Source organism: Vibrio sp. 1557 (assembly GCF_033340175.1).
Classification (GTDB): Bacteria; Pseudomonadota; Gammaproteobacteria; order Enterobacterales; family Vibrionaceae; genus Vibrio; species Vibrio alginolyticus.
Genome location: NZ_JAWOVZ010000011.1, coordinates 55,478 through 68,765, shown reverse-complemented (window position 1 = coordinate 68,765; position 13,288 = coordinate 55,478). Strand labels below are relative to the sequence as shown.

11 protein-coding genes are annotated in these 13,288 nt (G+C 41.2%); 9 read left to right on the top strand and 2 right to left on the bottom strand.

The window, feature by feature from the left end; translation table 11 throughout:
- Positions 1-14 precede the first annotated feature (14 nt).
- From R7070_RS14480 to R7070_RS14460, 5 genes are all read left to right on the top strand, one after another.
- Positions 15-566: a toll/interleukin-1 receptor domain-containing protein gene (locus R7070_RS14480; protein WP_169602109.1), complete on the top strand. Its 552-nt coding sequence runs from the start codon at positions 15-17 to the stop codon at positions 564-566.
- Positions 544-954, top strand: coding sequence for a hypothetical protein (locus tag R7070_RS14475; RefSeq protein WP_169602107.1), 411 nt, complete (start codon positions 544-546; stop codon positions 952-954). The genes R7070_RS14480 and R7070_RS14475 overlap by 23 nt, the downstream gene beginning before the upstream one ends.
- A 139-nt stretch (positions 955-1,093) precedes the next feature.
- Positions 1,094-1,357 (top strand): hypothetical protein, encoded by a 264-nt coding sequence (locus R7070_RS14470; protein ID WP_169602105.1) that lies wholly within the window; start codon positions 1,094-1,096, stop codon positions 1,355-1,357.
- A gap of 110 nt (positions 1,358-1,467) precedes the next feature.
- Positions 1,468-2,040, top strand: a complete 573-nt coding sequence (locus R7070_RS14465; RefSeq protein WP_169602103.1) for a helix-turn-helix domain-containing protein — start codon at positions 1,468-1,470, stop codon at positions 2,038-2,040.
- 134 nt (positions 2,041-2,174) lie between these two features.
- Positions 2,175-2,510 carry a hypothetical protein gene (locus R7070_RS14460; RefSeq protein WP_169602101.1) on the top strand — a complete coding sequence of 112 codons (336 nt, stop codon included), beginning with the start codon at positions 2,175-2,177 and terminating at the stop codon, positions 2,508-2,510.
- 103 nt (positions 2,511-2,613) lie between these two features.
- Here R7070_RS14460 and R7070_RS14455 read toward each other — a convergent pair whose 3' ends face one another.
- A complete protein-coding gene (locus R7070_RS14455; protein WP_318141232.1) occupies positions 2,614-3,375 on the bottom strand; it encodes a hypothetical protein in 762 nt (253 codons plus the stop codon).
- Positions 3,372-3,887: a hypothetical protein gene (locus R7070_RS14450; RefSeq protein ID WP_065870669.1), complete on the bottom strand. Its 516-nt coding sequence runs from the start codon at positions 3,885-3,887 to the stop codon at positions 3,372-3,374. The genes R7070_RS14455 and R7070_RS14450 overlap by 4 nt, the downstream gene beginning before the upstream one ends.
- A gap of 885 nt (positions 3,888-4,772) precedes the next feature.
- Between R7070_RS14450 and R7070_RS14445 the strand changes: the two genes are divergently transcribed.
- The 4 genes from R7070_RS14445 to R7070_RS14430 all read left to right on the top strand — a co-directional run bounded on the left by R7070_RS14445 (position 4,773) and on the right by R7070_RS14430 (position 13,125).
- Entirely contained in the window at positions 4,773-5,099 is a 327-nt protein-coding gene (locus R7070_RS14445; RefSeq protein ID WP_153645931.1) for a MarR family transcriptional regulator, read from the top strand.
- A 71-nt stretch (positions 5,100-5,170) separates the two neighbouring features.
- Complete coding sequence (gene pepN, locus R7070_RS14440) at positions 5,171-7,798, top strand: aminopeptidase N (RefSeq protein ID WP_318141231.1); 2,628 nt, start codon at positions 5,171-5,173, stop codon at positions 7,796-7,798.
- A 65-nt stretch (positions 7,799-7,863) separates the two neighbouring features.
- Positions 7,864-8,082, top strand: coding sequence for a DUF2835 domain-containing protein (locus R7070_RS14435; protein ID WP_005377440.1), 219 nt, complete (start codon positions 7,864-7,866; stop codon positions 8,080-8,082).
- A 201-nt stretch (positions 8,083-8,283) separates the two neighbouring features.
- Entirely contained in the window at positions 8,284-13,125 is a 4,842-nt protein-coding gene (locus R7070_RS14430) for an NAD-glutamate dehydrogenase (protein WP_256900499.1), read from the top strand.
- The last annotated feature ends 163 nt before the right edge of the window (positions 13,126-13,288 follow it).

Sequence of the window (13,288 nt, the reverse complement as noted above, 5' to 3'; positions counted from 1 at the left end):
TGGAAAAAGTTAGTATGGCATTAATTAAAGAATCAGACCTAAAAGGTTTAATAACAAAAAATACGAAAATTGATGAACGTAGTGGTACAGAGGGCTTTGACATTGAGTCCTATGATGAGAAAGGTAGCTTTGATATATTTCTTTCACACAGTTACTTGGACAAGGAGACAGTGTTAGGGCTTAAAAACTACCTAGCCAATAGAGGTTACTCTGTTTATGTTGATTGGATTGATGACAAAGAGCTTGACCGATCGAAGGTAAGCGAAGAAACAGCAGATAGATTAAGAAAGAGAATGAAACAATGTTCATCGCTGTTTTTTGCAACATCAACAAATTCAAGTAGTAGCAAATGGATGCCTTGGGAATGTGGGTACTTTGACGCACTGAAAGGTAAAGTAGTAATATTGCCTATTACCAAAAATTATGAAACAAGGTTTGAAGGACAAGAGTATCTGAGCTTATATCCATATATTGATGCTACATCTCAAACTTTATGGGTAAATGATCCAACCTCAGGGTATTGCTCGTTTGGAGAGTGGTTAGATGGCAAATCACCAAAAAGTTAACGATGTTCACTTACAGAATATTCAATCAAACATAAATAGACTCGCAACGATCTCTTTCGCAATAAAAGGTTGGAGCGTTACTTTGGTATCAGCAATGTTTGCGTTATCCGCACAGAATGCGAATTCAAATTTTGTTCTTGTTGCATATTTTCCCGCTATTATGTTCTGGTTGTTAGATAGCTACTTTCTGGGAATGGAGCGTAGGTTTGTTGAGATGTACAACCAAACAGTAAAAGGGTTGGTTCCTGTGCATGAGATAATGCCTCACAACTTTAAGTCAAAAAGAGCATGTATGAGCTCAGCTGCATTCTCTCGAACATTATTGTTATTCCACGGTAGTCTCATCGTTACTATCATAGTTGTGATGATGGCTTTAAGTGAGCTCTAACAAACTGTTTAAGAGTGGCTTCCAACGATTGGCATTTTTCATTTCATCGTTGGTTTTCATGTTTTCGGTGTAACGGCTTAACGTAGGTGGTTGCCTTATACCGATGTTCGTTTGATCTGACTATAAAAAGGAAAATGGAATGATCAGCTACAATGAAGAAACTGTATTCAAGATCACTTTTGAAGCCAATAGAGGTGGAGGTTGGGTTGACATATTTGATGCTGAAATGAACTTCAATTACCTTCCTCGTGTGGGTGATATTATCAATATCGACTCTTGTTACATGAAAGTGTTAGTTATTGAATACAATTATAAGCTTCAGTTTAATCCGATTTTACGGGTAGAAGAGCTGGGGCACTTTGAAGAGTATTCTCAAAAGTATCTCTCACGTTTACCAAATTGACAAACTGTTCAAAGGGGATGTGCAATACCTAAGACTTTAACTACGCGTTGCTGTCTTCCCCTTAACACAGTGTTACAGTTCATCGTGTCCATAAACTGGAAAAATTATTTTTGAATTCAGACATTGTAAAATTATTAGAACAAGGTGAAAGTGCAACAATTGAGTTTTTACTGCCTGAAATAGATCCAATGCGTCTGGCCAAAGTAATTGCCTCGTTCGCTAACTCTGGCGGTGGAAAAGTTCTGATTGGTGTTCAAGACTCAACTTTCGTTCCAGGTATTAAGATAGAGGAAGCCCAACTATTAACTTTGAAGGTCAAGGAGTTACTGAGTGACCCTGATATATTTGAGGTTGAAAATATTAGTTTTAGAGTTGTGCTGAACATATGTGTCATAACTGTTCATGCTTCGTCGTCACTAGTGCTTTGCAATGATGGTGCTTATCATAGGGTTAACGGCCGAACTAAAGTAATGAATCGTTATGAAATACAAAGCAAGCTTTCACTAGATGAAACTGCATTGAGTAAGCTCTCGGAGGTTCTTGAAACACAAACAAAAAAAATCGACCAACTTACGGCAGATTTGAACGAATCAAATACGCTAAAAAGTAAACTTAAAGACCACTTATTAGGAGCAATAGTTGGTGTGGTAATTGGTGCGATAGGAGCCGGTATAGGGCTATAACTAACGATTTAAGATTGGCTCGCATCGCTAATCTGCTTTGATTTGGCTTTTTTTCAGCGCGATAATTAAGTGTTATCGACTCACGAGCACTTCTTAACTGAACATAATAACTTTCGAGGAAAAGGAGATAATTGTTGTCCACATTTACACATGCCAATGTTAAAAAACATTTGAAAATAGCATTAAATCCTAATATTACTAAGCAAGATCATAAGAAAGCTTCAGATTTTTTAATTGAGTATTATGGTGAGATCTACGACACAAAATCCACTCACCTTAAACCAACAATTGTAGCATTGGAGCACTTGGCGAGAAACAAACCGACAAAATTCAAAGAATGGTTTGTCCGGCCTATATTGGTGCGGTTGTTTATATTTTTCTTTGGGGTAGTTGTTGGTTGGTGCCTGAATCCCAATGCTACCTATGTTACAACCTCCGAGTTTCAAGTTGAGCAATCAGCATCACAATAAAAATTGTTACAACAAGCGCTTCCAAAAAAGAGCCCAAAAAGTGGCTTTTTACCATTGACTAAACTTAGCGAGTTGTCTAGAAACAGCTAAGAGTGTAGGCTACTTACTCATCCGCCTTGATTTCCTTGAGTCTTCTACATACCGTTGATTGGCTAATGCCTAGTTCCTTAGCGATTAAACGTTGAGACATACCAGACTCAGATAACTCACGAATCCTACAATCTTCCTGATTCACTGATTCAGTCTCTACGACTCGTTCAGTTCTCGTCTCGATCACCTCTTCGTATTCCCTCACAGTTGCTTTCTTAAACTCCATCGACAAGAGGAAGAAAGCACACACATCAACTACTACAGCAATCAAGATATAAAGCCAATTACTAGCCGCTACGACACTCACTCCGGTTACTTGAGAGATTGTTTGTACCATTCCATAAGAAGCACTTAGGGTAGGCTTTTCGAGTGCCAATAAGTCACGCTGTAACGTTTCAATTTCATCGTTAAGAGTAAGAGACTTAGTGATGTATCCTTCAGAGATATAAGCCGTTCTTGCTGCTTCTAGAGCCTCAATGTTACTCGTTAAGGTCTTCACTTTGTTCTCGTATTGTTCAACCGTGTTTTGTGTGTCCTGCATACCGTTCTGAAGAGAACCGATAGATGCACCGATTGATAGGACGCTAAGAACAACGCAAAGGAAAGCTCCTGTGATTGTCTTAGAGAGGAACGCTGAGTATTTCGTTACCTCAATAACCAAGGCAGTTAAGCCAAACACTACAGCCATGTAACCGTGACCTAATGAAGACAAGATCATAACGGACAACACAACGGAAATCATACAGGCTAGGGCAGAGGTCATTTTGATGATCATAGAGAGTCCTCCCCATAACCGTCCTCCCCATAGAAGCTCATAGGGATACCGTCTTCAGCTAACATTTCGTTGATAGCTAGGTCGTGGTAGTAAGACTCTTCAGCGTTAAACTCTACGCCTTCCTCAACGTTTTCTACAGGCTCTTTACCTGCGTTTACAGCGATGTTTAGGAACTTTTGGAATACTGCTTTAACCTTGTCACACGCCTTTGTAGAAGAGTCTAGAGAGGCTTTACGTAGTTCTTCTAGTTTCTCTAGGTTCACATAGTAAAGGTTCGCACCTTTGAAGCCTTGGTTGTAAGCAATTGAGATTAGACCTAGTGACTCAAGCTTACGTAGAGCGTTCTGGATAGTACGACGAGTGTAACCTTGCTTGTCTGCAAAGAAGTTGATGAATTGCTGGATAGATTGGCTAAAGCATTCTAGACCGAACTTAGTCTTGAAGTGGTTGTCTAGGAATTGGATTTGTTCGAATACTGCTGATTCTGATGGTGTTAGTTGAGTTAGACGCATGGTGTGTGTATCCCATAACGAAGAAAGGCACTGACTAGGGGTATCTCAATCAGAGTCACATACACACACAACTCTCCGTGGTATTGGTTATTTCCACGTGTCACCCTAATACAGTGCCTTCCAGAAATCCTACTACAAGAGGGTTGATAGCCCACTCATAGATAAATTTCTCAATTCGTGAATGAACATGATTAGCTCACTCACTGTGTGTATGTGTTTAGATGCGAGTTATTATACGAATATGAGAAGAAAAAACAATAGAAAAACCTGTCCCTTATTAAAAAATTATATGTTTATTTCTTTGTGTTTTGTTTTTTATGTTTTCCTTTAAGGGGCGCAATTCACGGAAAACCTATGTGTTATCAGTTAACGATGCTGAATTAATCCAAACTTATTCAAGAAGAATCCACAGCGTTACACACAAAGTTACCCACAAATGCAAGTGCGCTATTATTAACTAATTTGATAACAACTGTATGCATTTTATTCAGATAGTGAATTTTAGAAACTGCTTAATTTTAGACTGGTTGCACTGAAAATGTGATCTTTGTCTCAATGCTATTTCTTGCGTATGTATATTTGATCACTTAGCATCCACACGATCTGTTTGAGGACTTGTCTTAAAAGGTTGTATAATGTTAAATAACGACGTAACGGAACTTGTTTTAGAGACCATTCTTCCTCAGTGCGAAAAAGAAGAACTATTAGGAACTGAGTCTCTAGATATGGTTAGGTTTTGGTTTTTTGTGCCTAACGATTTGAAAGAATTTTTCGTAGATTTATGGCAGCTCGGGATAGTCGAGTGCCTTATACACTTTAAAGGTTCTTTGTTCGCAGGATGCTCACACAAAGGACTAGATAGGTTTGATACTGAAGGACAATTAGATGCAAGTAGAATTAAACAGAGGATTAAAGCTTTCAGCAGTTCTTAGAGAATATATTCCTGATTCTACTCCTAACGGTTTAGCTATTTTCATCGTAATAGCTCAGAAAGAAGGTTTGGCTGCTGGGGACTTGGTAACTGAACTTGATATGCCTAAATCAACTATAAGCAGAAACTTGAGAAAGCTAGGTGATCGCTTCTCGCCGAAACAAGCGGGTTTAGACCTCATAAGATTAGAACACGACGAATCAGACTACAGGGTTCGTAGGGCATACCTCACGAAACGAGGAAAAGAGTTCTTGTCAGCAATCAAATTAGCGTTAGCATAACTACACGAGGGGGCTTCATGCTCCCTCTTTTTATTTTCATAAAGTCACAGATACACACTCAAAGGGATAAAATGGAATTAAATACACCCCAAACGTTATACCGTCACGATTATAAGAAACCAGACTATACCATCGAGGCTATAGACCTAACGGTTGATATTCGCGAGGACTACACGGAAGTAACCTCTAAGTTAGACGTAAAGCTAAACAATAAGGAAGGTAAAGGTCTTCCTCCATTGGTTCTAGATGGAGTCGAGTTAGAGCTATTGTCCGTTGAGTTAGACGGAGAGAAGCTAGACGAAACTCGCTACGAACTAGGTAAAGAAACCTTAACGCTTCAACCTACAAGTGATCTCTTCACGGTAACTACAGTTGTACGTATAGACCCAAATAACAACACATCATTAGATGGTCTTTACCTAGCGGAAGGCGTTTACTGTACTCAATGTGAAGCTGAAGGTTTTAGAAAGATAACTTACTTCCTAGACCGTCCAGACGTTCTCGCTACGTACACTTGTACAATTATTGCGGATAAAGAGAAGTTTCCTGTTCTACTAAGTAACGGTAATCCTAAAGGGAAAGCTGATCTAGAAGATGGACGACACAGCGTTACCTATCATGATCACGTTAAGAAACCTTCTTACTTGTTCGCATTGGTAGCAGGTGATCTAGCTGCTCTAGAAGATACATTCGTAACTATGAGTGGTCGTGAAGTTGCCTTGAAGATATTCGGTACGCCTGAAGCAGTAGAGAAAAGTCACCATGCTATGAACTGTCTGAAAGCAGCAATGAAGTGGGATGAAGAGAGGTTTGGTCTAGAGTACGATCTTGACTCCTATTTTTTACTAATTGTTGATTTCTTCAACATGGGTGCAATGGAAAACAAAGGCTTGAACATTTTTAACTCAAAATATGTGCTGGCGAACGATCAAACTGCGACAGATCGTGATTATTTAGGCATCGAAGCTGTGATCGGTCATGAGTACTTCCACAACTGGACTGGCAACCGTGTCACTTGTCGTGACTGGTTCCAACTAAGTCTAAAAGAAGGCTTAACCGTATTCCGAGACCAAGAATTCTCTTCTGACTTAGGCTCTCGTGCTGATAACCGTATTGATAACGTACGTATTATTCGTGGTCCTCAATTTGCGGAAGATGCAAGCCCAATGTCTCACCCGATTCGTCCTGACAAAGTCATTGAGATGAATAACTTCTACACGCTAACGGTGTATGAAAAGGGCAGCGAAGTTATTCGTATGTACCATACACTCCTTGGCGAAGAGGGCTTCCAAAAAGGAATGAAACTTTATTTTGAACGTCACGATGGTACCGCCGCGACGTGTGAAGACTTTGTTTCTGCAATGGAAGATGCCACCGGTGTTGATTTAAAACAGTTCCGTCTGTGGTACAGCCAATCGGGTACACCAACGCTGCGCGTAAATAGCGAATACAACGCTGATGCAAAAACTTACGCACTAACGGTAGAGCAATTTACGGAGCCGACGCAAGACCAAGCAGAAAAACAAGCGCTGCATATTCCGTTCGATATCGAGTTGTATGATTCGAAAGGTCGAGTTATCCCACTGGTGATTAACGGTGAATCAGTTAATAACGTGCTGGATATTAAACAAGATAAGCAAACGTTCGTATTTGAAAATGTCGAAGAACAGCCAGTGCCATCTTTGTTGCGTGAATTCTCGGCACCAGTCAAATTAGAATACGATTACAGCGATGACGAGTTAGTCTTCTTGATGAAGCACGCAACGAACGATTTTGCTCGATGGGACGCTAGCCAAATGCTATTGGCTAAATACATTCGTCAGAATGTGAAAAACGTTCAAGCGGGACAAGAAGTATCGCTTTCTGAAGGTGTGATAGATGCTTTCCGCGGTGTGCTGTTGGATGAAACGCTTGAGCCTGCTTTCATTGCTCAAGTTTTCTCTATGCCTTCAATCAATGAGATTACTGGTTGGTACCAGCAAATTGATATCGATGCCGTAGACAAAGTGCTAAACAGCATTACAGTGTCACTTTCTAAGGAATTAGAAGATGAGCTAAGTGCGACTTATCACACGCTTAAGCAAACAGAGTATACGATCGACCATGCTGCTATTGGCAAGCGTGCTTTACGTAACCGTTGCCTTCAGTACCTAGCATATACGGAAAAAGGTAATGATTTAGTCAACGCGCAGTACGCATCTGCAAATAACATGACAGATACGATTGCTGCGATGAGTGCCGCAAATAACGCTCAGCTCGAGTGTCGTGAAGCACTTATGGCTGATTATAGCGATAAATGGAAGCACGATGGTTTGGTTATGGATAAGTGGTTTGCACTGCAAGGTAGCAATCCTGCAGAGGATGCTCTTGAAAAAGTAAAAGCAACCATGAACCACGAAGCATTTAGTTTGAAAAATCCGAACCGTACGCGCAGCTTAATTGGCTCGTTCTTAAGTGCGAACCCTGTACGTTTCCATGATAAATCCGGTGTAGGTTACCAATTTGCCGGTGAAATTCTTCGCCAACTAAATGATTCGAACCCACAAGTAGCTTCTCGAATGATTGATCCTTTGCTTAAGTTCCGTAAATACGATGAAGCTCGCCAAGCAATGATTCGTGCAGAACTTGAAAAGCTCAAAGCAATGGATAATCTTGCTAAAGATCTATTCGAAAAAGTGACTAAAGCACTAGACGAATAGTAAACAACACAATAGGGTGGTCATTAAGACCACCTTATTTGTTTATGTCACTTAGTTTTCACTTCATGAACTATTACTACTTCAATCTCAACATTTCATATCAAACGTTTTTATCTCATTATTCTGGTGCGGCAAGTGTTGTTCAAGTTGTCACACACAACGGTTTGCGTTTGCAGTTACCCGCCGCGAGATTTAGACCATTTCTTAGTCAATTGGGCGTTAGAGGCCAGTTTAGACTAACAACTGACCAAAATAATAAGTTTCTTAAGTTAGAAACTCTGTGATGTATTGTATTTGCAGAGAGTTAAATAGGAATCTTAGTCACAGAATCGGACATTTCACCTCTTACCACTACGATTAGTTGTTAAACATTTGTAATTATGCTTTTACAATGGGCACATGCATTACCTATGCTTAGTTTCTAAGGTAACAACCTAGCTACTAAGTCCCCCTACAAAACAACAATTCTAATGTGGAGTGTGAATATGACCGCGCGTGAAAATGTAGTGCCGGTTCTGCTTGAAAAGGTTTACCAACTGATTCAAGACAAACTCGAGCTTTCTCACCAAACGCTTGTAACTAAACTTGCTCAACACTTATTCAGTAACATTGCTGATGATGATCTAATTCAGCGAAACGAATCCGACCTTTATGGTGCTGTCGTTAGCCTTTGGCACCATATCAATGAAAAAAAACCAGAAGAGATTTCGGTTCGAGTATTTAACCCGACCGTAAGTCGTCAAGGCTGGCAATCCACACACACAATCGTAGAAATTGTTGTTCCAGATAGTCCATTCTTAGTGGACTCAGTCAAAATGGCTTTAGCACGTTTGGATCTTGTTTGTCACCTAATGTTGAATAACCCAACACAGATTCAGCGTGATAAAAAAGGCCAAGTTACAGACGTAAACGGTGAGGGTGGTGTTCTTCAATCACTTTTCCACATAGAGGTAGACCGCCTTACTAGTAAAGACGAGATGCAAGCGCTTAAAGAAGAGCTGTTAAGAATTCTATCTGATACTCGCTTAGTCGTTGATGACTGGAAGCAGATGGTTGATAAGCTTAAGTTTGTTACTGATGAACTTGAGAAAAATAAAGATCGTGTTTCTATCCAAACTGATCGTATGGATGAAACGATCGCATTTCTTCGTTGGCTAGAAGATCATAACTTTACCTTTATGGGTTATAAAGATTATGACTTAAAAGAGGTCAATGGTGATACCGAACTTGTTCCTGCTAAAGAAAAAGGACTAGGTCTGTTTGCTGATGACAAGCGCGTGCGTAGCGTCAAGCTCTCTGAATTATCAGATTCAGCGCGATTAGAAGCGAAAAAACCATACGCTCTGATCATCACCAAAGGTAACAAAGCATCTCGTATCCACCGTCCGGCTTATACTGATTACATCGGTATTAAAAAGTTTGATGAAAACGGTAAAGTAATAGGTGAGCATCGCTTTACTGGTTTATATACCTCCGCCGTTTACAACCAAGCGGTACAAAGTATTCCTCTGATCCGTGAAAAAGTTGACCGTATCCTTGAAGCAAGTGGATACCGCCACGGATCATACTCATACAAAGCATTGCACAATATCTTAGAAAACTACCCACGCGACGAGTTGCTTCAAGCTAATGAAGAAGAGCTGCTTGAGGTGGGAATGGGTGTTGTACAAATGCAAGATCGTGACTTGCTGCGTTTGTTTGTTCGTAAAGACCCATTTGGTCGTTTCTTCAGTTGCATGGTTTATGTCACTAAAGATCGTTACAACACAGAATTGCGTCGTCAAACTCAACGCATTCTTAAGCAGTACTTTGGTTGCGAGCAAGAGGTTGAATTTACAACGTACTTCTCAGAAAGCCCACTAGCGAGAACACATTACATTGTTCGTGTAGACAATAACAACATTGACGTAGACGTGAAAAAGATCGAGCAAAATCTAATGGAAGTTTCTACCTCTTGGGATGACAGACTAAAAGAATCCATCATTGCTAACTTTGGTGAAAGTAAAGGCCTTCCTCTTTCAAAAGAATATATGAGTGCGTTCCCTCGCTCATACAAAGAGGACATGATGCCAGGTTCTGCGGTTGCAGATATCGAGCGCTTAGAAGCGTTAAGTGATGATAATAAACTTGGTATGTTGTTCTACCGACCTCAAGAAGAGGGAGCAGATTCCAAAGCTGTCCGCTTAAAGTTATATCATCGCGATGAACCAATTCACCTTTCTGACGTAATGCCGATGTTGGAAAACCTTGGTTTGCGTGTGATTGGCGAATCGCCATATGAGATCGAGAAAAACAACGGTCAGACCTTCTGGATCCTTGACTTCTCTATGCTGCATAAGAGCGAGAAAACCGTTGACCTTCGTGAAGCTCGTGATCGTTTCCAACAAGCATTTGCTGCCATTTGGGCGGGTAATCTTGAAAGTGATGGTTTCAACCGATTGTTATTAGGTGCGTCTTTATCTGGCCGTGAGATTTCCATTCTTCGCGCTTACGCACGATACATGCGCCAAGTCGGCTTCCCATTCAGTCAGCAGTACATCGAAGACACGCTAAGCCACTACCCAGACTTAGCGACAGGTCTAGTCAAGCTGTTCACCAAGCGATTTGATCCGAAACACAAAGGCAGCGAGAAAGGCCAAAACGATCTAATTAAAAAGCTAACAGAGCAGTTGGATCGTGTAGAGAGCTTGGATGATGATCGTATTATTCGTCGTTATATCGAAATGATCATGGCGACGCTTCGTACCAACTACTACCAAGTAGACGAGAATAAGCAGCCTAAGCCTTGGTTATCTTTGAAAATGAAGCCAAGCGATATTCCTGAGATTCCGCAGCCTGTACCTGCATTCGAGATCTTTGTTTACGCACCAGATATTGAAGGTGTTCACCTTCGTGGTGGAAAAGTGGCTCGTGGTGGTTTGCGTTGGTCAGATCGTCAAGAAGACTTCCGTACGGAGATTCTTGGCTTAGTGAAAGCGCAACAGGTTAAGAACACTGTAATTGTACCAGTGGGTGCAAAAGGCGGCTTCGTTTGTAAACGCCAGCCATCTCTCACCAGTCGTGATGAAATTTTTGCGGAAGGTCAGCGTTGTTACAAACGCTTTATCCGTGCACTGCTTGATGTGTCAGATAACATCATTGAAGGAGAGGTGGTACCACCACAAAACGTTGTTCGTCACGATGAAGATGACCCATATCTAGTAGTGGCTGCCGATAAAGGCACAGCAACCTTCTCAGATTTGGCAAACTCTGTTTCTGCAGAATACAACTTCTGGCTAGGTGACGCATTCGCTTCAGGTGGTTCAAACGGTTACGATCACAAAGCAATGGGAATCACCGCAAAAGGTGGTTGGGAATCTGTTAAACGTCACTTCCGTGAAATGGGCATCAACTGTCAGACCACTGATTTTACTGCAATCGGTGTAGGTGATATGGCAGGTGACGTGTTCGGTAACGGTATGCTGTTATCGAAGCATATTCGATTGCAAGCTGCGTTTAACCACATGCACATCTTTATTGATCCAAATCCAGATTCAGCCAGCAGCTGGGAAGAGCGTAACCGCTTGTTTAATTTGCCAAGATCAAGCTGGGAAGATTACAACAAAGACTTGATCTCTCAAGGTGGTGGCATCTTCTCTCGTCGATCAAAATCGATCCAGTTGACGCCAGAAATTCAGAAAATGTTAGGTACGAAGAAAGCATCTTTAGCGCCTAACGATCTGATAAAGATGATCTTGAAAATGAAAGTCGATCTTCTTTGGAACGGTGGTATCGGCACTTACGTTAAATCATCGACAGAAACTCATACAGATGTTGGTGACCGTGCTAACGACATGCTGCGCATTGACGGCCGTGACTTAAGAGCCAAAGTGGTTGGCGAAGGTGGTAACTTGGGTATGACTCAGCTTGGTCGTATCGAATACGCACTAACTGGCGGTCGAGTGAACACGGACTTCGTTGATAACGTAGGTGGCGTTGACTGTTCGGATAATGAAGTCAACATCAAGATCTTCCTCAATGGACTGGTTTCAAATGGCGATCTTACGGTTAAGCAACGTAACCAAATTCTAGAGTCTATGGAAGACGAAGTGGGTGAAATTGTCTTGGATGATGCTTACCGTCAGTCGGAGTCGATCTCTGTTACTGAACAGCAAGGTGTTGGCATTGTTAAGGAGCAAATTCGATTCATCCACACTATGGAGAAAGCAGGGTACTTGGACCGTGCTCTCGAATACATTCCTGATGATGAAACGCTAATCGAGCGTGAAAAACAGGGACTAGGTCTGACTCGCCCTGAGCTATCAGTGTTAGTTGCCTACGGTAAAATGGTACTTAAACAGCAACTTGTTACGGATGAAATCGCAAATGATGAATTCCATGCAAAACAACTTGTTGAATATTTCCCAAGTGCGTTACGACGTAACTATAAAGATCAAATGGTTAATCACCCACTGCGAGCTGAAATTATCGCTACAGCATTGGCTAACCAGATGGTTAATGAAATGGGCTGTAACTTCGTTACTCGTTTGCAAGAAGAAACTGGTGCAAGTGTTGTCGATATTGCCAACGCTTACAGTGCGGCTAGAGAAATCTTTGATTTAGAAGAAATCCTCAAGCAAACTCGCAAACTTGATAACGTTGCGACAGCGCAAGCTCAATACGAAATTATGTTTTACGTGCGCCGAGCACTGCGTCGAATTGCACGCTGGTTGCTTCGTAACCGTAGCGGCAAATGCACGGTCGGTGAGTTGATTGCTATCTACAAGCAAGATGTCAATGTTATCACTGAAACCCTAGACACTATGTTAGTTGAGTCTGAAGTTGAAGAACACAATGACTTGGCTCAAGGTTGGATAGAGAAAGGGGTTGAAGAGAAACTCGCTCACCAAGTTGCCCGCTTATCAAGCTTACAATCTGCACTGGATATTTCATCAGTAGCAAGTGAAACAGGTAAAACGGTTGAGCAAGCATCGAAACTCTACTTTAACTTGGGTGACCGTTTATCGTTGCATTGGTTCTTGAAGCAAATTAATAGCCAAGCCGTTGATAACAACTGGCAAGCACTTGCTAGAGCGGCATTCCGTGAAGATCTGGACTGGCAACAACGTCAACTTACCGCTCAGGTACTGACTTGTGGCTGCTCAACCGAAGAGCTTGACGTGATGGCTGCGTTAGAAGATTGGATTGAAACTAACGAGCAATCGTTGCACCGCTGGGAGAGTATCTTAAACGAGTTCAAAGTTGGCTCAGTACACGAATTTGCTAAGTTCTCTGTAGCACTTCGAGAGCTAGTACTTTTAAACCTCAACTGCTCATCGAAAGAGTAGTGGAATAATCAAGTCATAAGTAAAAGCCTCGTTATTTAACGGGGCTTTTTATTATCTATTATTCACATTTGGAACGAAAATAGTTACATTGTCACATTGAGTTGAAATTAAAACAGAGTGAAATCGATTGCTTTTAAGCGGTTAGTTACGATTTTTATCGCAG

Bases quoted from the DNA above. Each gene is read 5' to 3' on its own strand.
- pepN (WP_318141231.1), top strand. From the start codon at position 5,171: ATGGAATTAAATACACCCCAAACGTTATACCGTCACGATTATAAGAAA.
- R7070_RS14480 (WP_169602109.1), top strand. From the start codon at position 15: ATGGCATTAATTAAAGAATCAGACCTAAAAGGTTTAATAACAAAAAAT.
- R7070_RS14450 (WP_065870669.1), bottom strand. From the start codon at position 3,887: ATGCGTCTAACTCAACTAACACCATCAGAATCAGCAGTATTCGAACAA.
- R7070_RS14470 (WP_169602105.1), top strand. From the start codon at position 1,094: ATGATCAGCTACAATGAAGAAACTGTATTCAAGATCACTTTTGAAGCC.
- R7070_RS14430 (WP_256900499.1), top strand. From the start codon at position 8,284: ATGACCGCGCGTGAAAATGTAGTGCCGGTTCTGCTTGAAAAGGTTTAC.
- R7070_RS14435 (WP_005377440.1), top strand. From the start codon at position 7,864: ATGAACTATTACTACTTCAATCTCAACATTTCATATCAAACGTTTTTA.
- R7070_RS14445 (WP_153645931.1), top strand. From the start codon at position 4,773: ATGCAAGTAGAATTAAACAGAGGATTAAAGCTTTCAGCAGTTCTTAGA.
- R7070_RS14455 (WP_318141232.1), bottom strand. From the start codon at position 3,375: ATGATCATCAAAATGACCTCTGCCCTAGCCTGTATGATTTCCGTTGTG.
- R7070_RS14475 (WP_169602107.1), top strand. From the start codon at position 544: ATGGCAAATCACCAAAAAGTTAACGATGTTCACTTACAGAATATTCAA.